Annotated in this window: 19 protein-coding genes and 2 tRNA genes; 2 read left to right on the top strand and 19 right to left on the bottom strand. The window is 47.4% G+C overall.

The genetic code is table 11. From position 1 onward, the window contains the following. The first annotated feature begins 35 nt into the window (after positions 1-35). Together DWW91_RS08885 and DWW91_RS08890 are read left to right on the top strand one after the other, a co-directional pair. Positions 36-109, top strand: a tRNA-Arg gene (locus DWW91_RS08885). A 37-nt stretch (positions 110-146) separates the two neighbouring features. Continuing rightward, positions 147-220: transfer RNA gene (locus DWW91_RS08890), tRNA-Arg, on the top strand. Positions 221-284: 64 nt separating this feature from the next. On the opposite strand, the gene DWW91_RS08895 is transcribed toward DWW91_RS08890, so the two are convergent. The 19 genes from DWW91_RS08895 to DWW91_RS08985 all read right to left on the bottom strand — a co-directional run bounded on the left by DWW91_RS08895 (position 285) and on the right by DWW91_RS08985 (position 24,592). Then, complete coding sequence (locus DWW91_RS08895) at positions 285-1,571, bottom strand: ATP-binding protein (protein ID WP_122327499.1); 1,287 nt, start codon at positions 1,569-1,571, stop codon at positions 285-287. Positions 1,572-1,580: 9 nt separating this feature from the next. Next, the gene (locus tag DWW91_RS08900) at positions 1,581-2,180 is read right to left on the bottom strand and encodes a DUF4157 domain-containing protein (protein WP_122327532.1); all 600 of its coding nucleotides are present in this window, start codon (positions 2,178-2,180) and stop codon (positions 1,581-1,583) included. Between the two features lie 25 nt (positions 2,181-2,205). Further along, a complete protein-coding gene (locus DWW91_RS08905) occupies positions 2,206-6,369 on the bottom strand; it encodes a contractile injection system tape measure protein (RefSeq protein ID WP_122327500.1) in 4,164 nt (1,387 codons plus the stop codon). Beyond that, the gene (locus DWW91_RS08910) at positions 6,356-8,599 is read right to left on the bottom strand and encodes a hypothetical protein (protein ID WP_122327501.1); all 2,244 of its coding nucleotides are present in this window, start codon (positions 8,597-8,599) and stop codon (positions 6,356-6,358) included. Before DWW91_RS08910 ends, DWW91_RS08905 begins: the two co-directional genes overlap by 14 nt. A 30-nt stretch (positions 8,600-8,629) precedes the next feature. Next, positions 8,630-9,316, bottom strand: coding sequence for a hypothetical protein (locus DWW91_RS08915; RefSeq protein WP_007656714.1), 687 nt, complete (start codon positions 9,314-9,316; stop codon positions 8,630-8,632). 5 nt (positions 9,317-9,321) lie between these two features. Then, positions 9,322-12,486 (bottom strand): hypothetical protein, encoded by a 3,165-nt coding sequence (locus tag DWW91_RS08920; protein ID WP_233584442.1) that lies wholly within the window; start codon positions 12,484-12,486, stop codon positions 9,322-9,324. A 137-nt stretch (positions 12,487-12,623) separates the two neighbouring features. Continuing rightward, the gene (locus DWW91_RS08925) at positions 12,624-13,043 is read right to left on the bottom strand and encodes a GPW/gp25 family protein (RefSeq protein ID WP_007656712.1); all 420 of its coding nucleotides are present in this window, start codon (positions 13,041-13,043) and stop codon (positions 12,624-12,626) included. A 6-nt stretch (positions 13,044-13,049) separates the two neighbouring features. Beyond that, positions 13,050-13,352, bottom strand: coding sequence for a PAAR domain-containing protein (locus tag DWW91_RS08930; protein WP_010803126.1), 303 nt, complete (start codon positions 13,350-13,352; stop codon positions 13,050-13,052). Between the two features lie 18 nt (positions 13,353-13,370). Continuing rightward, positions 13,371-15,146, bottom strand: a complete 1,776-nt coding sequence (vgrG, locus tag DWW91_RS08935; RefSeq protein WP_122327503.1) for a type VI secretion system tip protein VgrG — start codon at positions 15,144-15,146, stop codon at positions 13,371-13,373. Positions 15,147-15,150: 4 nt separating this feature from the next. Beyond that, positions 15,151-15,813 (bottom strand): hypothetical protein, encoded by a 663-nt coding sequence (locus DWW91_RS08940; RefSeq protein ID WP_007656705.1) that lies wholly within the window; start codon positions 15,811-15,813, stop codon positions 15,151-15,153. Between the two features lie 34 nt (positions 15,814-15,847). Then, entirely contained in the window at positions 15,848-16,027 is a 180-nt protein-coding gene (locus tag DWW91_RS08945) for a hypothetical protein (RefSeq protein WP_007656703.1), read from the bottom strand. Between the two features lie 11 nt (positions 16,028-16,038). Further along, a complete protein-coding gene (locus tag DWW91_RS08950) occupies positions 16,039-16,506 on the bottom strand; it encodes a phage tail protein (RefSeq protein WP_007656700.1) in 468 nt (155 codons plus the stop codon). 1 nt (position 16,507) lies between these two features. Continuing rightward, on the bottom strand, positions 16,508-16,969 hold the full coding sequence (locus DWW91_RS08955; protein WP_010803130.1) for a phage tail protein: 462 nt from the start codon (positions 16,967-16,969) through the stop codon (positions 16,508-16,510). A gap of 46 nt (positions 16,970-17,015) precedes the next feature. Then, positions 17,016-18,584 carry a phage tail sheath C-terminal domain-containing protein gene (locus DWW91_RS08960; protein ID WP_122327504.1) on the bottom strand — a complete coding sequence of 523 codons (1,569 nt, stop codon included), beginning with the start codon at positions 18,582-18,584 and terminating at the stop codon, positions 17,016-17,018. A 32-nt stretch (positions 18,585-18,616) separates the two neighbouring features. Continuing rightward, positions 18,617-20,386, bottom strand: a complete 1,770-nt coding sequence (locus tag DWW91_RS08965; protein ID WP_122327505.1) for a phage tail sheath subtilisin-like domain-containing protein — start codon at positions 20,384-20,386, stop codon at positions 18,617-18,619. 25 nt (positions 20,387-20,411) lie between these two features. After that, on the bottom strand, positions 20,412-21,191 hold the full coding sequence (locus DWW91_RS08970; protein WP_122327506.1) for a hypothetical protein: 780 nt from the start codon (positions 21,189-21,191) through the stop codon (positions 20,412-20,414). A 15-nt stretch (positions 21,192-21,206) separates the two neighbouring features. Further along, complete coding sequence (locus DWW91_RS08975) at positions 21,207-21,743, bottom strand: Pvc16 family protein (RefSeq protein WP_010803134.1); 537 nt, start codon at positions 21,741-21,743, stop codon at positions 21,207-21,209. 191 nt (positions 21,744-21,934) lie between these two features. Further along, on the bottom strand, positions 21,935-22,210 hold the full coding sequence (locus tag DWW91_RS08980; RefSeq protein ID WP_044214445.1) for an HU family DNA-binding protein: 276 nt from the start codon (positions 22,208-22,210) through the stop codon (positions 21,935-21,937). An 84-nt stretch (positions 22,211-22,294) separates the two neighbouring features. Beyond that, a complete protein-coding gene (locus DWW91_RS08985) occupies positions 22,295-24,592 on the bottom strand; it encodes a hypothetical protein (RefSeq protein ID WP_233584443.1) in 2,298 nt (765 codons plus the stop codon). Between the last annotated feature and the right edge of the window lie 9 nt (positions 24,593-24,601).

Consider the following 24,601-nt stretch of genomic DNA (forward strand, 5'->3'; position numbering starts at 1 on the left):
CATTCGAGATTACAGTTTAAACAGAAATAAAGATTGGCCGCGTAGCTCAACTGAATAGAGTAGCTGACTACGGATCAGCCGGTTACAGGTTTGAATCCTGTCGCGGTCACTATCCGAATTAAAGTTTAAACAGAAATATAAAGATTGGCCGCGTAGCTCAACTGAATAGAGTAGCTGACTACGGATCAGCCGGTTACAGGTTTGAATCCTGTCGCGGTCACATAAAAAGAAAAGCGTTGAGATACTATCATTTCGACGCTTTTCTTTTTATACCTACCTTCTTATCATTTCAGTTTTTCCTTTTGCAGTGCATTTTTTAATATAAGTTTATCCAGAGATTGATTTTTCTGATTTACTGTTGCTAATGCACACCGTCTGACTACGTTGGCTATCGAACCTCCCGAAAGTTCTGTTCTAGCAGCCATGGTAATCAGGTCTTCGTCTACATCCTCCGGCCAACCTTTCAGCATCTTTCGCCATATTTCAGCGCGTAGTTCTTCAGTCGGCATTGGAAAGTAAATTACTGATTGGAAACGGCGGGAGAATGCTTCGTCGATGTTCGAACGTAAGTTTGTTGCCAGAATGACTATGCCGGGGAAGTCTTCTATACGCTGTAAGAGATAAGCCACTTCCTGATTGGCATGGCGGTCATTGGAGGTGTTGGTGGAAGTACGTTTGCCAAACAGGGCGTCTGCTTCATCAAAGAAGAGAATCCAGTTCCTGTTTTCAGCGAGATCGAATACTTTTGCCAGATTCTTTTCCGTTTCCCCGATATATTTGGAAACGATCATGGATAGGTCTATCCGGTATACATCCATATTATTCTTCTTACCCAGCAATGTCGCTGCGAGTGTTTTCCCTGTACCTGGAGGACCGTAAAACAGCGAACGATATCCGGCTTTTAGGATACGCGACAACCCCCAGTCTTCCATGATGATCTTGCCGGAAGAAATCCATGTATTGATCTCTTCCAGTTCAGTCGTCACCTGGTAGTCCAGTACCATATCTTCCCAGTCCAGTTCTGTGGTGATACGTTTGGCAGGGAAGCCGGTGGTATAATCGGGCTTATATTCTACATCGAGTTGTACGCGGCTCAGGAATTCCTCAGATACACGGAGTTGGCTGCTGAGCAGCGGCTCTCCTTCGCCTGCGCCTTCCAGCCGCAGGATATTTTTTCCGTAGAACCAGTGGCTTTTTGAGAACATATGGATGACCTCCTTCCGCTTCTCCACGTCCTCCCCGGCAAGGATGAATGAAGCGGTTTCACCCGTAGGAAGGAATCCTCCGTGCGACAATCCTTTCCAACCGCCGAACTCGGTGTACTGGCGGTCAAAGTTCTTGTTCTGCACAAAGAAGATGTCCAGTATTTGCGGACAGATATGGGGCATCAAGGCAAGCATAATAACGATTCGTTCTTCAAAATTGGTGGCCGTTTGTCCCGTCACCGCCTCCATCCAGCCGTTTCGGGGCGGATACACATCCTTTAGCTGCTTGTACTCGGACTCCTGATGGAAGTAAAGCTGGATGGCGACAGTTAATACTTGGTTGAACCATTCGATATACTCACGCATAATTCTTCATTAAAGACTGTTCGCTTTTGCGCCCATCATGTCGGCTTCGTGTTCCAGTGCGACATTGTCATTCACCGGCATTCCGCCTACTTCGGTGGTAGGTTCCACACGACCGGCCATCTGCTGGGCCACGTGCCATGCCTCATGGGGCAGGTGTTGTTCCTGTCCCGGAGCTACATGGATGTCTGTACCTTGTGTATAGGCGAGCGCCTCTACTGTAGCCGGCTTGTCCGAATTATAATGTACCTTTACATCATCCATCGCGAGGCCGGAAAGTTCTTCCACGCCGACTTTCAAGTGGTCGGGCATGCCGGTTTCATTCTTTTTCTGAACGGGAGCTTCAAACCGGCCTTGCAGGGCGGCTTCGTCTTCATCTACTTCGCGCTGGACTGGCTGTTCGAATTTACCTTGAAGCATGTCTTCTTCATCCTCTTCCCGCTGGAGAGCTTGATTGAACTTGCCTTGCAGGGTATCTTCTTCGTCTTCTTCCACCTGTTGCAAGACCGGGTTCATCGGACGGTTATCCACGAATTGCATTGTGCCGCCACCATCCAGTTTCTGCTGGATGGTGCGTGCTGTCTTCTCTTGATATACTTTTTCAGTTGCCATTTTATATATTTTATGGTCCGTCAATTTATTGGAATTTTTGTTTCTCGTGCCACATGACCTGTACATATTTCTTTAGCCACGGGAAGCGTATCTGCCTGAAGCTCCACGGGATGGATTCAAGCAGGATGTCATGTGTCTTTTCTTTCATCGTAAGCAGCCACCGTTCCTCCTGCTGTTCCAATGTACCACTGCGGGCAAGGAAACTCTGGCGGAAGCCCCTTACCGATGTGCCGTCCATACTTGGCCAGTTAGCCTTTATGCCTGCCACCATGGAGTCGACGGTCTGCTTTTCTTCACTGGTAAGAGGCAGCTGTTTCGGGATCGGTATATGTTGGAGCAATCCGACAAGTAGCCGATTGAAGACCAGTTCTGTTTCTCGGTATTCCCGTTCCTCTCCGTAGACGATATATTGAAGTAGGAATACGGCGCGGATTTTCAAAGCCGTATTCCTGAGCGATTTCCGTTCATCATCCAGATAGTCGAGTATAGCGAACAGTCGGCTAAGCCAGGGGGCGAGCAGGCAAAGGCCTGCATTTTCCACCAGAAGGAATTCCGGAGTTTCTGTCGCTTCGTCCGTTCCGACTCTCCCGTCCTTTGACAGCTGCAACATCTCACAGAGTTGCAGCAATAATTCCTCCTTCACGACTTCCTTCTTTTCCGGCAGTGACTGCACCCATGAACGGACCGTTTCTTCGGGACCTCCATATATCCATTCATCCGTACGGCTCTTTATGATGTAGGTAGCCAATGCCTGTCGCAATTCGCTCTTCTGAAATGTATTCCTTTTTGACAAGTGTTCCAGAATCTGCCGGAAAAGCTCTGCGTCGGAAAGAGAAAGGCTTGCCGCCAGACGCAGCCAGTCTTCGATATCCAGCCATGCTATCCATTTGTCCGGCGGCAACATATTTTGCGATACCGTTTTTTGTATATATTTCAGCAATTCTTCCGGTTGGAAACGCATGTAATTGCGCAGCCATCTTTTTCGGGTATCTTCCGGTAGGCCGTTGTCCGCGATCTTCTCCAAAGGTAACGAGATATTGGATTTACCGAACAGACGGGAAAAGAAAAACGCTTCCATTTCATCCGGTGTCTGCCTTTTCCAGTCCGTTTCTTTAACCCATGACAGCAACGCCCGGATAAATCCGGTGACAGATATCCTGTCGGAAGGACCATCAAGAAACCAGGAAGTCAATCGTTGGAACACACCGGCTTGTTCGAATCCGGCTGTAGTAGACAAACAGACTGTCCATCTCTTTGCCATTATCTGGTCCGAAACGAAAGCAATCCGTTCTATTTCAGACAGGTTGGCATCCTTCTCTAACCAAGTCAGCAACTTTTCCGGTTGTTGGTCTATCAAGAAGTTGACAGATTGCTGGAATGTCGCATCACTGTTGCTTGCATTCGACAATATTTTGTTTATATCGTCTGAAGCCATGTTGTTTTCACTACTACTCATATTTGAAATAATTTTATTGGTAAATGATATCCATAATATATTATTGTGATAATCTGTTTTGCCGGTTTGTATGAAATAAAAGAAGGCAAGGAACTTCCCTGCAATCTCGTTAGCTGTCAGTGTTCTGCCTGATGTATCGCGGTCCTGCAAGTAAAGCAGCAGAGTTTTCGAGAGTGCAAGCGGCAGGGAAAGACTGCTTCCGACAATCCGTGACAATTCCTCCTCCTGATGTTGCAGCTGCTCCATCAACTGCGATAATACGGAGGTCTGGTAGAAATCCGTCTTCGCCATGCCCTGTAGCATAAGCGGGGCAGGTACATATCCGGCAATTGCCGTTATGTATTGACTCTCATGCGGCAAATCGCGGAGCAGGTGTATCCACTTCGCCGGTTGTTCCGTTATGGTGTGTCGTAACAAACCGGATTTATTCTCATAGGGTATGGAAGTGTCATTCAGCCATTCAATAAAGCCATCCGCTGTATTCCAACGACTTTTAAACAGCATTTGAACGGCATTTGAATCGTTTTCCGCTTGTCGCAGCCATTCCTTGTAATCGGTTTTCATAAGCCGGATTTGCCGGGATTCATTATCCACCAGCAGATGTAGGATTTCTTCTGTGGCAGGAGAGTCCGTATGTCCCATCTCTCGCCAAAGAGCAAGAATGACTTCCGATATTTCTTCTCTGCCAACAAGGTCTGCGAATAAAGAACGGATATATTCCACTACCGGTTTCTTATGTGTATCTTGTAACCGTATCGTTTCGACCAACCATACAAGCAGGCGAGCTTTCAAAGGTTTTGTACCTCCTTTCCAATAAGAAGACAAAGCACGTTCGTGTGCTATCAACCCATCGAAGAGGGACAATAACAGGGCGGTATTTTCGATTCCTACCAGCCGGACGGTGGACTGTCGAAGTACTTCTTCCCATATCGGTTGGCTTATCAGGCGGCAGAGGGAGTTCGATAATCCACATGCATGGAGCTGTCGTACCGCTTCAGCGTAATCCTTTGACGATTGTTCCAGAAAACAGACAAGTAATTTGCGTTTTATATCATCTGTCACGACAGACACTGATAATATTTCTTGTAGTCTCTGAATACTCCATCTTCCGCTCTGTTCGAGACCTAGTCCTTTTTTTATTTCCTTCAAAGGCTGGGAGGCGGATAATCGGGTAACGATTGCTTCATCCTCCTTGCCTGTCAATTCCTGATAAAACAGATTCAACAATTGGTCGAATCTGTTTGGTAGCCGGTAGTATCCATTCCGAATCCACAGCAGTACCGATTGTCGGAGCAGAAGTTCCAACTGAGTTTCGGTTGTGCCTTTTAACCAATCACTTTCTTCTGAAAATTGTTGCCGCAGGTAATTCCTCATCACTTCTACTGCTTGCAGGGTGTTAAAAGAAAGAGCGGCAAGCATACAGTTCATTGTATCAACCTCGATCAGAGCAGCTACAATAGCTATTCCTGTCATATTTGGGGTTATTCCCAATCGGAGCCATTGGATGAGTCTCTCCGGTTGTTCTTTGACGATTGTGCGGATGAACATTCGTTTGTCCGCATCGCTACATTTAACATCTTGTAATATATCCATAATGTCTGTCGGATCTTTCAAACCGGACGATGCTTTATCTTCAACGGACAAAGTGTTTTCCTTTGTTACGGCTGGTTGGTGTAGCAGGGACAACTGCAAGAAGATGCGGTACAGTTCCTGACTGAAATACCCGTCATGCGTAGGCGAACCATCCACACGGTAGGGTTGGAGATAGTAGATAGTATTCAGTACATCGATATAATAAGTCGGACCAAACACTTCCAGAAGGAAGCTAACGGTCAACTCCGCCTTCGAAAGGTAGAAAGAGTAGTTACGTTTACGTATAAATATCAGCAGCCGATGATGCAGGTGGTTAGTAAACTCCGCCTTGCCACCGAACATAGCAATGCCGTTATAGGGATAATAGCGTATCAGCCACTCATACAGATAGTGCCAATAGGGAGGCAGGTCCACCTCGGCGTGCTCCTCTGCTTCCGTCACCATGATTTGTTTGACGGATACGCTGTCGAGCAGTTCCGCCATTCCCCCCAGAGAGGCATCATCTGTTGCTTCATGGATGAAACGTACGGGAATACCAGGTTTTGCCTCCAGCAACCGGGTTAGGAAGCGATGTTTTCCATGCAGACCGGCGGAGGGTTCGGATAGTGACGCGGCATAGATGCGGAGAAGCACGTCCGCATTGTTCGTCTGCCAGAGCAGTCGGTGAAAGACGCGTTCCTTCTCTAAGCAGAGACTAGCTATCCGGATGATATACTGCTCCGGTGCGGAGTGGGACAGTAGCCAGCCTAATTCTTCCGACAAGCTGAAATCTTCATCCGCCCATTCTGCTTTCGGGTAGCCGTATTCCAGATAGAAGAGCAGATTGTCCAGTCGGGATCCTCCGTTTTCCTCCGTTTCGCTCTTCCTTTGGAGCCCCCCTGTCGGTAACGCCTTCAGCAATACCTCTTTCAGTCGCCTAGGAAATTCCCGGTAGAAATATTCTTCGGGGATGCTTCCCAGATCCAACTCCAGTTGTTCTATTTCGTATAATACCTTTTCCTTGTCGTAGGTTGAAAGGCATTCCTCCACCACTTGCTCGAAGCAGTGGCGGCAAAAAACATCCCAACCCGCATATAGTTCGTGTGCGAATTTTTCATCCGGAGTGGTAAACTCAAACGATATGTTGTCAATTCGTATCATCTAACAATTGTTTATATTCAGCTTTTTCCAATATTTCGTCTATATGGCTTTGGAGGATTTCCGCATCATCCTTGTATTGTCTCGCCAATGCTTTCTTCCATAATAAATAGCAGTCTTCAAACTCCTGCATAGAGGCAGTATCCAGCCAATAAACCGTGCCTGTCAGATGAGCCGGTAACAGGGAACGTAACAGTTCACGACACGATTCGCGGAATCGGGGGGCATGAAAACGTGCTGTCCATCCCGGTAATACCAGTTGTAATGTGAACGGACGTTTGATGTCCGACAATACAGGTTCTATAATATAAAGCGTTTCCGAGGCACGGTTCAACTCCAGCAGGTAACGGCGCAGGATATTGGCGAGCAGGTTCAATTGTTCTTTGTCATCTGTACGTCCCAGGTTCATCCAACTCTCTTCTTCCCGGTCGTGGAATACAAGCATGTATTCATTCTCGGCAGCCTGAACAATGCGGTAATTGTCCAGGCAGATGCCACCACGGAATAAACCGCTACTGATGAAGTTATGGTTGAACACGGGCAACTCCTTCCGCAGCATGCTATATTGTTCCAGTTTTTCTTTTTTATCTTCCGGTAAAAGCACAGGATAGACTACCTGTACATTTTCTGTATAGGACATTTTCTCATAGATAAGTCTGGACGTCAGTTTGTCACGGAACCGTTTGTCTTTTTCGTCGGTTTTCATCAGAATGAGATTGTGTCCGGGTAAAACGTTGCCTACCGGCCGGTTTTCATTCCGGTTGATGCCCATCATACGGCAAAACCATTCCTTTACCACGATGATATTCTCTTTTCCGTCCGAATCGGTTATATTTCTTGCTCCGGCACGGTTCTTTGTGAGACGTGCTATGTTTTGTAAGAAATCCATACGCCGGTGCAGGGTTTCTTCTTTAGTTTCACCGTATCCACCGTATTCTTTCATCCAGTCCGGATAGCTTTCCACTCCATACAGCCGGTCAAGAAAATCCAGGTAGCGGCTTTTCCGTTCATAGATAACCTTTGCCGGAAGTTCTGTTCCGTTTATTATCGACAATAACCGGGGAAGTTTCTTTACTTCTTCCAGTCCGTCTTCAATCACCTTGTCGTACAATTCCAGATAGGTTTCAAAAGAGGATGAACCGTCCTGATTACACGAAAACCGATAGCAGGCGGGAAAGTCTTTTGCCAGGGGATAATGGGAGAATATATCCCGGTATGTACCTTGGGGGATTCCCCAGTCATATCTCTTTTGCACGTTTTTCATCTCTCGGTTACGTCCTTTCGTATGGTAGAAGCTTTCCAGTAATGCCCGGAATTTCTCCACATCCACCCGCATAACGGACCGGCCACAATGGATACATGCCGTGAGTTCTTCTTCTTTCTTCGGAATTTTGAGGCTGAACCCCTGTGTGAAATAGCTCAACGGCTCGCCTTTCTTCATCAGGTAGCAGGTGCTGAAAGACCGAATGCCATCCACCGCACGCAGTTGTCTGTAAAGTTCGTATTCCGTATTTTGTAGTTCCGGTATTTCGACATGTATGGCATCCGCCGAACCTTCCAACCAGTTCTCGGGAGATATACCGGCTGCTGTCTGATCATCCGGTGTCAAGATACGTACTGCACCGGACAGGTAACATAGGATGGTCCAATATACTTCAGCCAACATGAGTGTAGCGTCTTTGCCCGGTTCTATCTCAAAATCAGCATGAAATTCCAACTCTTCCGGTTGTGAGATTTCAATCCGGTCAAGATGTTCACACAGGTTCCGATGGCTTTGATAGATCGTTTCTATCTGCTGCCTGATTGTTTCAGGATTACCCTCGAACGGAGAAAGGACGGCTCTGATGGTATAGCCTCCGGTGGCCCGATCAGCATCCAGCCAGATGTTTTCCAGATCAGGGATATGGGAAAAGAACAGTTTCCGGTAATCTTCAGTAGTGACAGGAGCGGTGGTATAAACCTCTACAGGACGGTAAAGTCCAAACCATTCCGGATTAAACTCTCCGTTCTCCCCTGTCAGATAATCCTGATGGGGGAAACTGAGTTTGTAGTCGGTTTCAGCTAATGCATAGGAGGCTATGTCCATCAACGTCACGCCAGGGTCATGGACATTATAATCGGTCCACACCATTCCTGACATCCGTTGTACGTCATCCAGCATTTGCTGCCATAATCCGGAGTAGAGACTTTCGCCTTCTTCCAGCTGCTTGATATAGGGTCCTTTTTCATCCATAATTCCCGTGTTCCTGATGATTCGTTCGTCTTATCCTTTGTACATCTCCACAATCCGACAGTGCAGTTCTCCGGATGGAAGCCGCTTGTTGGTACGTATTTGCAGGTGGAGTTTCTTTTCCTGTTGCAACCAGCGCAAACGGATATTGCCGGACCATCCCCACCAGTGCTTCTCCGGCGATTCGATGCGCTGGTCCATATAATTCAGCCAGATGGCAGTAGCGCGTGTCAGCCTGCACAATCCGGTTCCTTGTTCCCGGAAAGAAGCATGGATGCTATACACACGGCAACCGAAGCCTTCGTGCGAAATGTCCACCGGCAGGTCGTACCACTGTTTGTTGGCTGGAAAAACCAAATAATCATCTCCTGAAGGTACCGGCGTTTCCCCACCTTCTATATGCAGACTACCGTACAGGGTAACGTTTTTGTCCTGCCTCAGGCAAAGTATCATTTCATCTTTTCCGTTTTTAAAAAGCAAGTCTTTTTCCGGCGTGACACTCAACTTCCATGCTGCAGGTTCCCCTATAGCCGTATGAAGGTCGATGTCGAGCTTCCCGTCCTGCGGAGGATAAAAAGCCCAGCCATTCCCGGTGCGGATTACCTGCCCGTCGTCCACTATATTCGGTACGGAGTCTATCAGCTCGGCAAATTGCTCCTCGGTGGGAACATCGCCTTTCTCGAAATAGCTTTTCAGCGTCTTTCTGTTTTTCTGTTCCATATTCATTATCCTATTATGAAGTTTCCTCCGATTTCTGCTTCCTCGATACCGTCGTGAGGAGAAAGCGCTTCAATCTTTTTTATATCCGGTAGCAAAATGCTCCAGGGCATGTCCCCTTTAATGAGGATGTCTTCTGTGTTATAGTCCACATGGGGCAGGCTCTTTCCGTTTACTTCCAAAAGCGACAGCCGCATCACATCCTCGTGGTTCGCCAGCCTGGCATGCATCTCCTTGTAAGAATAGCTTTGCCGGAACGTGGGGAGATCACCTTTCCTTTGCCATGGTGCAAGGTAGTTCCATACGATTTGGGTCAGTTGGCGAAGTGTCCTGGCTTCATCCTTCACTTTGTCCCATAAAACGACTTTGCAACGGACCTCCATTCGCAGGTAGGAGGGATTGACTACTTTCAGCCGTACAAAGGGAGATACGTACCTCCGGATCAAACGTTGTATCTCTGCCAGTTTCCAGGGAGAAGAAAGGAAATAGCGGCTGTCTTCCATCCGGCTGAATACCATCAGGTTTACTGCCGCCGGATTTTGTCCCGGTGGGTAGCTGACACATTGGGCCTTGTCTATCTCCGGGAAATGTTCCAGCACGAGTTGTTCGTAGTCTTTCATTGTGACAGCACGGTGGCGGTTATGGAAGCGTGCGCTTTGATGTGCGGCGAACTGTGTTTCTGTTTCTTCCGGTGTACCACCAAAACCGGATAGAGGTTGGACGACGGAGGCTATCCGTTGATCCTCCTCTGCCATTTCCCGGATCGTTCCGGCTGGGAGTGGTGTGCCGTTGCCGTTTTGTGCTTTTACCCGGATGCAGTTCGTCCGGATGCTGCGTATGGCAAGACAGGCGGAAATGTCGCCCGTCACGGAGGCACGGAGCCAGATTCTGCCTTGCTTGTCCATCCGGTCATCGGTTACTTTTTCCGGCAGTTCGATTTCAATGAAACCGCTTTGTGTCAGCCCTGCGGTTTCTTCCGCTACCACCATTTCCACAGGGAGGGTTCCCCATCCCGTACCGTTCCACTGTTCCCATGCCAGTTGGGCCGACTGATCGGGTTGCGGAATATCATACGGTATCCTTTCTTCGGGCAGTACCATATCTACATACATTCTGATGGTCCGTTCTTCCTTTGCGTTCAGAAAGGCAAAGTACAACAAATGGTCTGCGGGAGATGCGGGCAAGAACGGCTGCGTCATGTTTCCGTCCAAAGGGAATGCCTCCTGGTCCGACAATGCCGTAATGTGCTCCAACCGTGTGGAAGATGTTCCGGTATCGGTCAGTGTGATTACTTCCGAAGCGATGTAAGATAACTCCACGTCCGCAAGCATCGGGACGGTAGGTTCTTTAGGCAGAGGCTTGCGTTTTTTCTCTTTGCAGCGGCTGTTTTCTATCATGATGGAGGTGAACCTATTGCGGTAAGCATCTGTACCAAAGCCTATAGAGGGCGCTTGCAGGGTAACCCGGAAGAAGCCGTCACGCTCACGGCTATATTCATAAGCGGCTTGTGCATCCGTTGAAAAGTCAAACAGGATATTCGCCTGGGCAAGTGAATGTTTTTCCTCGCTATCGGAGACGAACAGAGGCTGTTTGTTTCCTGTATAGGAATGCCACGAGCCACCTTTTTGGTATTCGGTTACCACAATAAATGAACTTGCATCTACGCCATATTCCTGATATAATTCGTTAAATTCCGCCTCCGTTCCGGCCATCTTCTTCCAGTGACCTTTCAAGCGGACTTCCTGCAAAGGTTTCAACTCTAGTTCTTCATGACCGAATAAGAACCATGCACCACAATCTCCCTGTATGCCGAATGGTGAAAATTGTTGTTCGGTATCCACTTCGCCTAATTCGTTGCAAAAGGTGAAGTTGCGGATGCCGATAACTTTCGTCTGTATCTCCACGGCTTCAAAATTCAGTTTTTTCGCCCACAGGTAAGGACTGTTTGTATTATTCGTCAGGATACGGAGAGCGGGATATTCTGTGGTTGCACCGTGTATTTCTTCGATGCAGGAAGCGGATGCTATGTCCTTGCTACCTATCGTGAAGGTGAAGCAAAGGCAGTGGCCGTCGATACGGCAGGTGGCGGACTGTTGTGTCCAGCCCTCTGCTGTGGATAGTTGCAGGAAGAAGCTGTTTTCGACAAGTATATTCGGTACAGGACTGTCGGCTGTCAGGCGGAAACGAATGTTGACCTCTCGTTCTCCTTCACTCAGCACCAACATGGGGGAGGTTATCTGCCAGCCAATACGTAGTTCTTCGCCATGAGCGAACAGCGATCGGGCAGTCGTTATATTCTGGAGCGGAATGGATTGCTTGTATAATCCGAAAGCCTCTTTTACGGAAGCATATACGGCATTTACCTCCGTGCATTGCATGGGGCAGATGTAGGCTTCTTTCTCCGTGCGGTAAATCAGGTCTTCTCCGGCAGCGTTCTGGCCGGCGGGGAACGACATGCCTTGGGGGAGAGTGAAGGCTTCAGCTTCGGCTGTCGGAGTGATGACAACGTAGGTGCGGTCTTGCTCGATAGCTTTCGGCACGGCGTGCAGGATGTCGCGGCGATAGATGCCGGGCAGGTCGGCAAGCCGGCTGTTGAAGGCATCGGCAACGTTACCGTAGTTTTTGAGATAGGCTATCAACAGGGACAGGGCCGGTTCCGTGTCACCGCTTTCTTCCGCCTGTTTCAGGTAGCGGTCGGTATTCGACTGAAGGTCGGTCACGGTACGGAGCATCCGGTAGTAGCTACGTTTGTCCGCTTCGTTTCCGTTGGGTAACGATTGCTCCAGGAGTTCTTTTAACTGTCGGGCTATCTCGACGGCGGAGTTGCTGTTGCTATCGGTTTGCCATGTGTTGTTCAGGTAGTTTTCCAACCGTACCACCCATCCTTCGATGTCTTTTTGCAGCTTTGCGGCATAGTAGATCTGCTTTGCGGTGCCTTGTGCATCAGCAAAGGTGTCGCCATAGCCTGACAGTTTCTTGCGTCGGATGTCGGCCATCACGGTTAGCACGTTGTTTGCCAGCAGGGGCAGGAGGGGACTTACCCGGCTCGCCCGTATCAGCCGGTGCAGGAGCGTACGCCAGTCGGCGGTCAGTGCCGGGAAGTCGTCTAGCCTCGCCAGATCGGCTTCGTAGTCGGTGCGGAGCGTGCCGCTGTGTTCGTTGTCCGTTGTCATATATATCGATCCTCTTTGAAAGACAACCGCCCCGATAGCGGGGCAGCTGTCTTTAGCATGTAGATTCACTCTGTTCCCGGTTGCTTTTTGTTAAACATCTTTTTCCAGAATGGCATATAACTCTGCATTTTTTATGGTTACACATTTGTTCCTTCGTTAATGTAGAACGGATAGACCATGTTGTTGCGGTTGTTGGTACGGATAACGGTATAAGTCAGCTGTATCAGCAACAATCCCTCGTCAGCCTGTTCCTCAAACGACACATCTTCCAGCGAGATGCGTGGCTCGAAGAGGATGATGGCCCGGGTGATGTCGTTGCGCATTTTCGTAATGGTTTCCGTAGTTATCGGCTCAAAGGCATACCGGCGAAGCGGACAGCCGTAGTCGTAACGGTTCACACGCTCGCCCGGCGATGTGCTGAACAGTATGCGCAGGCTTTCCTCGATGTCCTGTTCGTAGGCAGACATCTTTATACCACTGTCCGTCAGTTCGGGCGGAAAGCTCCATCCGCGCCCCAGGAACGCATCGGCATTCAACAGATTTTTCTGTTCGTCCATATTCTTTTATCCTCCTATCATTACCGTGGGGCATCCTATCACTATTGTACCTCCGTGTGCCGTGGAGTCACCCATACGTGCGGCAGGTTTACCACCTATCATAACCGTGGACGAGCCTTTCACAATCGTGTCCGGCGGACCGACGCAGACACACATATCGCCTACTGTTGCGGCGGGCATTTTCCCTATCAATACATTGGGCACACACGGACCTGTTACGGGGCCACCCACATGTGGTATCGGCGAGGGAAACGCCGGGGTCTGCATGGGGCAGGTGTGCATATCAGTTATTCTTGCTGCCGGTGGCATATTATTCTCCTTTCTTTTTTAGTTTATCATTACCATGGCTCCTTTCACGGTGGTCTGACCGCTGGCGGAGAGTTCCGCCGTAGCATTGCCTTTTACCGAGGCACCGATTTTTGCCTGCACTTTCACGTTCAATCCTTCCAGGCTGACGTCCTGCTTGGCAGTTCCGCTGAGCTTCATCGTGGCATCCATATTGATGTTGCCTTTAGCTTTCATCGTGATATCTTTGGAAGACGAGAGCGTAATGCCGCCCTTGTCCATCGTGATTTCGTTCTTATTTTCGTCGGTCAGCTTGATATGCTTCCCGTCATCACTCATCTGCACCGTGTTCTTGCTGGGGGTAGAGATCGTTATCACTTTCTTTTCCTCGTCAAACTCGATCCGCATCTTCTCGCGGGTGACAATGGCTTTGGTGTTGTTCTTCGCCTCGTATTCGTAGGGAGGCTTGTGCTTTTGGCCGTAGATCGAGCCGAGGATGACAGGATGGCCGGGGTCCTGATTCATGAAACCCACCAGTACCTCGTCGCCCGGTTCAGGCAGAAAGAAGGTGCCCATGCCTGCGGTGGCGTACATCGTGGAGAGGCGTGCCCAAAGCAGCTTGCTCTTGCCATCCATCCACGGCAGTTCTATCTGGATACGGTATTCTTTCAGAGGGTCGCCGTCCAACTTCCGGACTACCGCAGCATGCAGTCCCTGCAATCCGGGAAGAAAACCTGCTGCGGAGGGAGATACCACGTCCGGCTCGTCAGTAATGTTCACAGGCGATATGCCTGCACCTGCTTCGATTGTCCATTCGTTGTCCTCGATGGTATGCGTCACCGAACCGACGAACAAATTACCGTTAAACCGATTGCCAAAGCCTTTCAACTCAATGAGGCAACCCGGTTTCGCCTTCGCAGAGCCGTAAAAGCTGACAGAACCCTGGTAGCGGGCCAGTCCGGCTTTCAATGCCATGCCGTCTGCCCATTGCTTGAGTGCCTTTTCGTCCGTCGGCGCGTCGGTCTGAAGCAGCAGGCTATCACCCGAAGCGATGTTCTTAGGCTGTAAATCTCCCTGCTTGTTGAGTGAGGGCGTGGAAGCGGACACTTTGACTGCCTTCTGCGTTTTGGGGCACCACGATACTGCCTCGTACTGTGTGAACTGATCGTCTGAGGAGAGTTCGAGATCGAAGGCGGTGATATCCGTGCCGTAAGTAACTGTTAGAACGGGAGATGCGTTTACTTCCGGTTTCTTCACTTTAATCTTACTGCCTTCGGTGTAAACGAACAGTCCGTTGGCGTCGGCACGGGAGAGGGCAAAGTCCCAGTCAGAGCAGTAATACTGCACCAGTGTAGGGTGCTGGTAACTCGTAGCATCTACATCTACACTGCCATAGGCGGCGAGCACTTCCTTGATGATGTCATTGTCGTTCTTCTTCTCGAAGATGCGGTTTTTGCGTCCCTGCGTTGCGGAATAGGTGTTGTTGCGGCACTCCACCACCATACAGGAGCGGAAGTCTTTGTCTGCGAGGATACGCAGTCCGATGATTATGCCTTCAAACAACGTTTCCTCCTTATTTACGCCACCTGCATCCAGTCGTATGGTGTTACCTGGTTTGAACAATGAGTCGTCACTTTCATCGAAAGTCTGCTTGTCCATGTTGCCTGCGTTAAACTTGAGTGTCGCTTTACCGATTCGATTCAGTTCCAGCCGCACGGTAGCAGACACTAACAAATAGGTGTCTTTCAGTTTCGTTCCGTTGCAATAAACGGAACAAGATAGTACACGGTCTTTATTTACAGAGGGTGATTCTGCCATATTCTTATGCTTTTTTTAACATCGGCAACAGAATTTCCGTACCTGCCGGTATATTTCTGTAGCCGTTCAAATTATTAAATCTTGCAACTTGCCCCACCAGGAGCGGGTCGCCGTAAACTTCGTAACAAAGGGCAGACAATGTCTGTCCTTCTTTCAGTGTGACCAGCCGTGACACATCGGGCGAATGTTTGGAGAAATGCTTCTTCTCCTCCTTTTGGCTGCAATAGCCCGTCAGCGTCACTTTCAGTTCGGCACGGAGCGGGATGCTGTCCGGATCAAACAGGGAATATTCCGTTTCCAGCGTCTTGAGTTGGCCGAAAAAGGTGATGTCACCGTATTGTACCTTAACGAACGAAGGGCGGTGTCCTTCGGTGTTGTAATCGTAAAGCCGTTGTTCGAGTTCGTTTACCGCATCATGCACGGGTTTCTTCTCGTCATCGTCCTCCATGGCGTTGGTCATGTCGAATAGACAATCGAAACTGAAGGTTTCGGGCTGGTAGCGCACATAAACGTTCGATCCGTTCAGGCTCCCCAACTGCTTGTCCTCTGCATAGCGGATCCCTTTGGAGAGCTTTACCTTGGCCGGGTTGACAGGCAGTTCCAGCGCGGATTTACATTCACTGTTGAAATCGCCGTCCGTATAGGCTGTAATGATCATCTTCCCCATGTTACACCTTTTTTATTATTTCCGTCTCCTGTTGTTACCGCTCATTTCTTTTCCGTCGCTGTCCGACAGGCCAGCCAATTCTTTCTTCTTTGGATATCCTATCCAATATGCGGTCTTCTACCTTCCGGAGAATTTCTTCCGGAAGTTCAGCTTCCGTAACAACGCGTTTCTCTACCACGGTACGGATACGCATTTCCTTGATGATAACAGCCATAATATCAAATATTAAATTTTTATACGATCCATCCGGTTACAGCTTATTATGACCGATTCTGTGGCCAGACCACTTTTTTCGGCATTTAAAGCATCCAGGTTCCACTGTGTGGGATAGGCATGCGAACATTTCCATCCCACCAGGGGATTTCCGTCTTTCCCCAGCAACTTTACAATCATATCGTATGGAATCATTCTCTTGCCCTTGTCAGCCTGTAAGCATTCATCTACCCATTCAGTGAAAGTATCATCACTCTCTAGTGGAACAGGGCGTTTGAGTGTTATGGTTCCATATTTGACTCCACCAGGCATTTTAATCCACATTCCTGAATCACTGGGTTTTTCTTCGGTACTCAGCTGCATATTCAGACCGGACACTTCCGTAAATGAGGCCTGGAAGCGATCAAACTTACTCTGAAATTCCACCAGAAAGTAGAAGTTCACAGGAAGTGTCCAGTCTGCTGCAGCGTTGTCTGCCATACTACTTGACAGTTACTCCTTCGTGTGCCAGAATCAGGGTTTCTATTGCCGCCGTGTTGCCGTCGGCCTTGAAACCTTCCACCGTAATTTTCTTGGGCCATGCATTGGTCAGTTCCCAGGTCTTCACAGGTTTGCCCGATTCGTCCAGCAAGCTGATCGTTACCGTTGCACGTTTGATCGTATTCAACTTGATGCTGTTAATCCAGTCCCACATCGCCTTGTCATCTTTAAAGATGCCTTTCTTCAAGGTTACGTCGCTAGCCTTTCTCATTCCCGGCATTTTCTGTTTAGTGAAAACCGGACTGTCGCCTGCACGATATTCTATCATATCATATTCTGTTTCAAGACCTGATACTTCGCTACATGAAATATCTCCTACATCAGTAACTGATACCTTGAAGTAAAAACTCGGTAACGGCCACGCCTGTGTAGTCCCGCTTTGTGCTGCTCCATCTTCTGCCATAATATTCTATTTTTTTTATTGTTAATTATTTAAATCCCGATTAATCTCAGCTTTTTTGCATCTGTTGCTGGAAGGTGATTTCGATGAACTCTGCCGGATGCGAGATAGCAACCAGCACTGTGATGCGCATGATACCTTCCAATATATCTTCCGCTGTCATGGTGTCACCAAGTCCGACATGTACTTCATAAGCATCTTCGGGACTGGCACCGGCCAGTCCTCCGCGTTTCCACACGCTGCGCAGGAAATTCTCAATCATGCACTTCATGTTGATCCATGTATTGGCATCATTGGGTTCGAACACGTAAGCACGGGCAGCATTTTTAACTGATTCTTCCAGAAAAGTCATTGTACGGCGTACATTAATATAACGCCAGTCCAAAGAATTTCCATTCAATGTACGTGCACCCCATACTTTGATACCTTCGCCAACAAAAGACCGGATAGCATTGACTGCTTTCCCGTCCATCGGCACATTCATCTCTTCCTGGGTCTTATTATCGATCACTTCCGAAGGCTTATTCACATAGTTGACCGAAACGTTGGCCGGTGCTTTCCATACACCACGTGTATTGTCCACCATTGTATAAATGCCTGCCATAGCAGCAGAAGGAGGTAACAGGTTCAAATAGTCTTTCACCTTCTTCGCCAGTAGCTGGTATTCCGGCCAGTTCTGCATCAGGGCATTGTGGAGGTCATTCTCTATTTGAGACAGTTCATTCTTTGTGAGAGGAACTTCTTGCGGAGTTTTCCCATCTTTATCCAATACCGTTTTTGTCCCTTTTTTGATAGCAGATAAAGCGTCTTTTATAAATTTATAAACATCTGAATCTACATTATAAAAAGGTGCTAAACTGAATGTATCCGGATTAAAATTCTCAATATCCCATGTCAATGTTTTTCCTGTAATATCATTGTCTGAGAGTACAGATGTTTCCAACCACGGATAATAGGCTGCCGCATACGAAATATTATTGGTACCAATTGCCTCACGAAATGTTTCTATCGGTTTATCTATAATCTTATTCCCTTTTTTCAAAGGAATATCCAGAAGAACAAAATACTTTTTACTGTCACACAGATTCAACAGGTCAGTATAGATGTTCATACAAGTATCTACATTCACCGCTTCAGGAACAACCAGCATAGTTATGTCCTGTACTTTCTTGATATTGGAAAATATGGTTTCTTTGCTTTTATCCGTATAAACGTCTGATAAATTCTTTTCGTAATTGCCAATAGATATTACATAACAAGTACCGCCACCATTAGCAAAAAACATTACCATATTGTAATATAAGGTGCATAATTTACTTTTCAGTGTTGCTTTCAGACCGCCATTTATTGTCGCATCATAAACTGATAAGGTTTTATCGGCCTCCTCTGTTTTTATGACCGACAGTGTAAACTGCGGAGTCGGGGCACCACCGAAATACTTTCTATATTCCGTTATCGATGAAATTCTCATCGGTTTGAAATCCAAAGAGTCCGTTCCGTTCAATGCCTTTTCTGTAAGGCCTATGAACACAGGAATAGCTGTTTCGGCTTCAACTATAGAATTAGGGAAAGCGTTCTTCTCTTTGATATAAACGCCAGGGGTTTTGTATTCTCCCATGATCTTCGATATTTTAGTTCAACAATCGGTTATTAACTCTTTTGTGCCTGCTGCTGGAAAGTAATCTCAATAAATTCCGCCGGATGTGTAACGGCGACCAATACTGTGATTCGCATGATGCCTTCCAGAATATCTTCAGCCGTCATAGTGTCACCAAGTCCGACATGTACTTCATAAGCATCTTCAGGTGTAGCTCCAGCTAATCCACCACGTTTCCATATGCCACGCAGGAAATTTTCTATCATAGATTTCATATTGATCCAGGTACCGGCATCATTCGGTTCGAACACATAAGCACGGGCGGCATTCTTCACGGATTCTTCGAGGAAAAGTAATGTGCGGCGTACATTGATATAACGCCAATCCAAGGAATTACCGTCCAGCGTACGTGCTCCCCATACTTTGATACCTTCACCCTGAAAGGCACGGATCACATTAATGGCCTTGCCGTTCATCGGGGCATTTAAATCTTCCTGTTCCTTGTCGTCTATGTTTTCAGCCGTACTTTCCACGTAGCTTACAGATACATTTGCCGGAGCTTTCCATACACCACGTGTATTGTCTACCCTGGTATAGATACCAGCCATAGCAGCGGAAGGAGGGAGGAGGTTCAAATACTTTTTCAATCCCTTCATAGCATATTGGTAAAGAACAGAACCATTAAATAGAGCCTGGTGGAAACCGTTTTTATCCGTCACATAACGAGAAGAGAATGTAATAACTTTCTTTTCCGGAGTAGGATCTACCGCAGAGATAGTTTCAACAGTTGCTATTATCCCTTCCCCTAAATCTTTTTCCAGAAGTTCCTTTGTTATTATATCATACGCATATTCCTTTCCTCTGATTGTCACCTTCTTGTCCTTTTCAACTTCTATGGACTGGAACATGAACTTTTCTATTATTGCCTGGAGATTTCGATCTACATCGGAGAATTTGTCTCTATAGGTATAGAATGTCTCCGACCATGTAAACATTTCACCGTCAATACCCCTGTCGCCCAACACTGAAGTATTCAGCCATGGATAGTAAGCTGCCCCATAAGACATATACTCACTGCCGATACTTCCCTGGAAGGTTTCCATCCGGGTATTCAATTGATCGTTATTGGGATATTTAGGCGCTACATCCAGAATTGTAAAACGGTTAGCCATTTCCCCGCAATGTTTCAGCATATTCTGTTGTATGTTAGTACAAACACCTGTATTCTCTACTGCTTCCGGAACAATAATCATTGTAATTTCCTGTTCTTTCTCTAAATTTGTCAAGGCAGTGGTTACTTTTGTATCATCCAATGTATCTTTGCCATACGTTCCGACAGATACAATATAGCATGTTCCACCGCCATTGGCAAAGAATAATGACATATTGTAGTACAAAGTATATAAATTTGTTCCGTCAAGATAAAAGGCATAGCCGACAGGCGTATCTGTAAGATCCTGTTCATTTTCATCTTTCGCTGTAGCTGTCTCACCTGGAGGACATATACAATATTTGCAGACCTTGGATTCGGGTTCCATTAATTCCTTCGCTAATACCTTTTGGGCGTCTTTTGGGGCTTTAGACAAATAAAAGTATTGTTTTATATCCACCGTGAAACTCAGCTCCGGTGCCCCACCAAAATACTTTATAAACTCCGTCATCGACGAAATTTTCCATGGCTTATTCTTCAAGTCATCGTTTCCATTCATCGCTTTTTCGGTAATACCGATAAATGCGGGGATGGCGGTCGGTGCTTCCACCACCGAGTTAGGGAAGGCGTTCTTCTCTACGATATAAACGCCGGGTGTTTTCATGCTTCCCATGATTATTCGTTTTTAAGATTAATAATTATTGTTCTCTAATAACACAGACCTCTCTTACGGTATAAGGAGATTCTGATTGGTATTTACCTATTTGCGGCGGTGAAATGAACCGACTTTCCAACCGTGTACCAATGAAAAGTTGTATTGTAATGTCGTAATGCTCTTTCAGTCTTATCCGCTCTGCAGAAACAATTCTCCATACATTTTTTCCCAAAGTTGTTTTCTCATACTTTTCCGGTGGACAGAAAGCCATTATGTTTTCACGACTTTTCAGGTTGAGCTCTTTTCCACGCATGTCATTCTCATCCCTGAATACACAGAGATATTCCCAATAATAAGCGGGTGAACTAAACCGGATGGTGAATTCCGGGTACCAGAGCATTCGCAATTTCTCCGGTGCAGTTTCCACCGGTTTCAGCGTTATACGGCAGAACTCATCTTTCAGTTTTTGCCCGTTCGTTTCCTTTTTCCAGACATAGTCGGCATTCACTTCCACAACTCTGTTTTCTATATTGAACTTGTACAAGCTCCCCAAATCATATCCCTTATTCTCTATCTGTTGCAGAAAACAGGGATCCTTCACAATCATTGACAACTCCAGTACATCTTCATCCATAAATCCCGGCAAATCATCGAGCATTATCCATTGCCACTCGTTCGCGGAGACTGCTCTAAACATTACTCCCCGCCGTTTCATCAACTCTTTGGTCTCAGGCGTCGGCTGCAAACTCACAAATCTGTTTACAGACGGATTGTAGTAATCGTGTTCGATACGTATCGTGGCTATAGCAATATATCGGCTCATCTATTTTCCTCTGTTCTATTTTGTTAAACGCACATTCGGTTCACGGGCAATACTGCTGCTGCCACTGGCTTCTTGCGCATCGATGGTCAGGCGACGCAGCTTACACATTACAGACGGGTAATATTGTCCGCCCAGTGTAGTCCAGAAGTTATTGATGTCCTGTGCGGACAGTGTTACGATTTCTACCGTATATTTCTGCCCGTCCAGTTCAAAAAAGGGATGCGACTGAATGAAAAGTAACGTTTCAGATAAGACGGATAATGACTCGGCATAGCGTTTTTCATCATATACAGCGGCTAGCATCAAATCCAGATTCAGCAACAGCGACGGATAATTTCGCATATACTCCGAACCGCTACGACTGAGACCAGCCGAGATCCCTCCGGCGGCTTCCCGCTCTATATTGACTAACGAGACAATCAGCTTGCAAGGTCTTTCTTCCGGACCGTTGCCTATAAAACCCGCTTCTGCCACACCTTCAGGCTGGGGAAACCTTTGCCGTAAATACTCATCCAAACGAGCAGCAAAATGTGTCAAAATCTTTTTTATCATGGCTTCTTTAGATTTATTGAAGCGGAAAGGTATAAAAAAGGCTGAAAGAAACGAAGAGAAATCCGCAGACGACAGAAAATCGGTGATGAAATGCATGAAAAAGGGCATGAACAGAAACCAGTAGTAAAACCGGAATTCATTCATGCCCGTACAGAGTTGGAATTTAAGACTATCGGTCAAAGGCCATTTTTTTACGTATTCAGTTTCTGCAGCAACATTTTGCCGGGTCTGAACTTTACACTTCGGCGTGGTAATATCGGAACCGTTTCTCCGGTGCGCGGATTCCGGCCTTCCCGTTCGGTTTGTTTCCAAAGGTTGAAGCACCCGAATCCCTGGAGTATGATGCCGTTACCTTCGTTCAACTCTTCAGCTATTACTGTTTGCAACGCTTCCAGATGCTCGCGACACTCCTTCTGCGGAACAGAAAGACGGGCGGCTATTTTATTTATCAGATCTGCTTTATTCATATATCCAATTCTCCCTGGTTTAAAGAAAGCCCGGTAAAACAAGTCCACCAGGCTTTCATAAGTTTATAAAAACGGACAGTTCATTCACGGTACGACAACTTCGGCCGGTTTGGTCGTTACAACCTCCACTACGTATTTATCAGTAGCGTCGAGCTTGTTTGTCACAGTGATCTTACCGCCTGTCTGAACATTGCCGATAGCCGTTTTGACTTTACCTGTGATGATTGTCTGCTTCCAGCCGTTGGCTTGTGTCGAACCGTTTCCGGCTTTGGTTTCAAACCAACTGCCATCTGTTGCAATATCGACTCCTTCCGGCGAAGAGACGGTCAAGGTGAAAGAGTTATCTTCCACATCTGCCAGACTTACTAACGGAATACTGCCTCCTGTACCTCCGGTCATGTTGACCGTGTTATCGCTGCGGGTTCCCATTTTGAAATCGTCCTGCGACAAATCTTTCAAGGCCGGGTCTTTCAATACGACTTTCACTACAGTCTCGCCCTTGGAGGCAGTCGAAGCGAAAGTAACGGTTGTAGTAGCAGGGAGCGGTGTTTTGACAGCCGGAAGAGTCAGGGTATAATCGCCTTCGGCAGTAGTAACAGGACCGTCTGCCTGTAGCCAGGTATCTCCTGACTTTACGGTTGCTGTACTGCCCGTTGTCTCTGCCTTGCTGTCCGGATCGATACGTGTTTCGGCTACGGCATGCAGTTTGATCGTCTGGGCTGCTACATTATATATAGTAGCGGTCAGTGTCGACGGGTCGAACTTATTATAATTACCTTCGACGGTTGTCAGGCTTATGACAGGACCCGGTGTGGCGATTACCTTGATCTCTTTGTTCATGCCACTGGCCGGATTGGTCAGGCGGATAATGATATCTTCCTGTTTGCCGTTTCCCAGCACTGTCTCATCCACCTTATAAACATATTTGGTTTCCTGCGAGGCGGCTTTTGTTACAGGGCCGCTGTTCTCTTCGTCTTTGACCAGCCATTTAACGGCAGTCGCCGAGTGGTAAACCAATTCGTCTTCCAATTCCGTATTCGAACCCATTGTGAACGCAAACTTGCTACCGTTTGCTGCTAGGACGGAGACACGTCCGTCGCCCATGACATAAGCATCCTGGCTTTCGGCTGCCAGAAGCGTTACCGGCGTTTTCTTATCGAACTCATTATCCGGTTTATACGGATCGAGGTCGCCTGGCTCATCCCATTCGGCAACCTTGAGGTTGAAGTCCAGATGGTATTTGTCCGCTTTCGTTATAGCGATCGTGTAGCGGTGGTTGTATGCTACTTCGATATAAGTACCCACGCCGTTAACCATCTGCTGGAAAGGAATCTTATAGGAAACATCCGTACTTTCAGTCTTGTTGACGGCATATTTACCTTTCAGCATCAGATAGCCGTTATCCTCTTTCGGGCTGGGGTAGGTATAGAAAGCACCCTGTGTGAGACTGGTGGTTCCGGCCGCTTCGTCGTCAGCCTGCTGGTTTTCGGCATCAATTTCCCTTTCCGGGTAAGTGATCAGCTTATCGGCATCCGTTACCAACGTCTTGATGGGGAAGAACTGGGCTGCGCTCTGGCCTCGTCCCATCGAAATCTTCTCGACCGTGAATTTTGATTTTTCCGCATCATTGATAACATCGAAACGTGCCACCATACGCGACAGTTTCAATCCGATCTGGGTACGGGCGGAAGTTCCGAAATCAGTCAGGTCGAGTGGTGTCGTGTAAGCGCCCGACATCGGCAGGGGAGATTCCAGCACGTCGTCGACAGTCGGAGGATCAGTTGTTACATCGATCAGCTTCGTGTGCAATGTTTTAAACTCATCCTCGGTAGGGATTCCTGCCGTCACGACATTGTCCGGCATGCCGGGTTTACTCTGTTCGAGCGATTTGAAATTATTGAACAGGGTCACGGCATCGCCATCTGTTTTATATAACTTACTACGGTTTGCCACGCAATAGAGTTTTATGAATAATCCTTTATTGAGTTTCAAAAGTCCGGAGGTCGTACCTGCGTTCACGTCACCTGTCAGATTGAAGCTGTATGCCTTTCCGTTGGGTAAGGTCACAATGTCAGCCTCATCGCGGAAATAATGAAGTTCCTGGAACGTATAGGTACCATTCTCTTCTTTCGATCCGAAGACATATACATCCAACGAATAGATATAATTCTCTACAGCTGTCGCAATCTGTTCGCCGGCTTTTGTACCGGGAGCTTTCAGGACCAGATTATTTTTCAGTGTCAGAAGCACTTCCCTGCGTGTAGGATCATCCGTCCCTCCCTGATCGGGAGGGGTCGGATTTACTACCTCATTTTCCTCGGAACAACCGGCGAGGATGAACAGGCCGGTAGTGAGGATAGAAAATAGATATTTTATATTCATGTCCTGTCA

It is taken from the genome of Parabacteroides sp. AF17-3, from assembly GCF_003635445.1.
GTDB classification, from domain to species: domain Bacteria; phylum Bacteroidota; class Bacteroidia; order Bacteroidales; family Tannerellaceae; genus Parabacteroides; species Parabacteroides goldsteinii.